The sequence below is a fragment of the Psychrobacter sp. 5A.1 genome, assembly GCF_030407455.1.
Taxonomy (GTDB): Bacteria; Pseudomonadota; Gammaproteobacteria; order Pseudomonadales; family Moraxellaceae; genus Psychrobacter.
On record NZ_JASDDJ010000139.1, the window covers coordinates 1 to 912 of the forward strand.

Here is a 912-nt window from a genome sequence, read left to right on the forward strand (position 1 = left end):
ATTCAGTATTACCAGGTCTTTTTCCACTATACTCATCTATACCTTTTTGCCTTTCTAGAAAACTTGGAGTAGCGTATGTGCTCTCTTCGATTTCTTCAGGTGTTCCTGCATTTAAATCTACACCTGGCCCAAAACTGAAGAATGTATCAACAATACCATTTTTTATAGTAATAAAATAATTGTGACCATAGCCGTCTTCAACAGTCAAGTCTTGGGTATTTGTGGTTTTATCAAAGGCTTTTTCGTAAGTCTCACCATCTATTACAAGACTTTCAAGTAAGTTAACTTCAAATCCAATTATTAAATAATACTCATCTGAAATTTGTATAGTTCTATTGTTCTCTGGACTTGCTCGCGAAATAGCATTTGAAACAACATCCTCTGTCATTATTTCTTCCCTATTTTTGTTTGCCAATCAAGCTCTAAGTGTACCTCAATCTCATCTTCATTATTAGAATAGAAACGTTCTGACCAACCGTCTTTATCAGTCACTCCATTGAACTCCTCGCCTGTACGTTTATTTATAGCGGTATAAGGTATGTTAGCATAAGGCTCTTTTTCATCGTTGATAAACTGGTAAGCCAAATTATAAACCCCATCCATCAGCGTCTTTTTCTCAGGAATGATACTAGGCAACCCCGCCAAACTCAGCCCATCCATCCCGCCGCTATCACGACTATGCTTACCAGCCTTCTCCGTAAACTGCATCGCCGCAATCGTAATATCACCGCCATCTAGCGTAATACTCGCACCGCCCGCCGTCAGCGTAATCTTATTCGTTGCCACCACCTCAACTTCTTTAGTTGAGGATGACATATTCACATCTTGCTTTGCCGTCGCCTCAAGCTTTCCTGTATGCGCAGACAGCATAATATTGTCTTTCGCATTTGTCATACTGAACTGACCATCAGC

General features: G+C 40.0%; 1 protein-coding gene and 1 pseudogene. Both read right to left on the minus strand.

Annotated features, from left to right (window positions below; all coding sequences use genetic code 11):
- Nucleotides 1-388: pseudogene (locus tag QL982_RS14450) on the minus strand (hypothetical protein); the annotation flags it as partial.
- On the minus strand, nucleotides 388-912 hold a 525-nt coding region (locus QL982_RS14455; RefSeq protein WP_290190450.1), incomplete at its 5' end, for a DUF2345 domain-containing protein. The pseudogene QL982_RS14450 and the gene QL982_RS14455, both read right to left, overlap by 1 nt.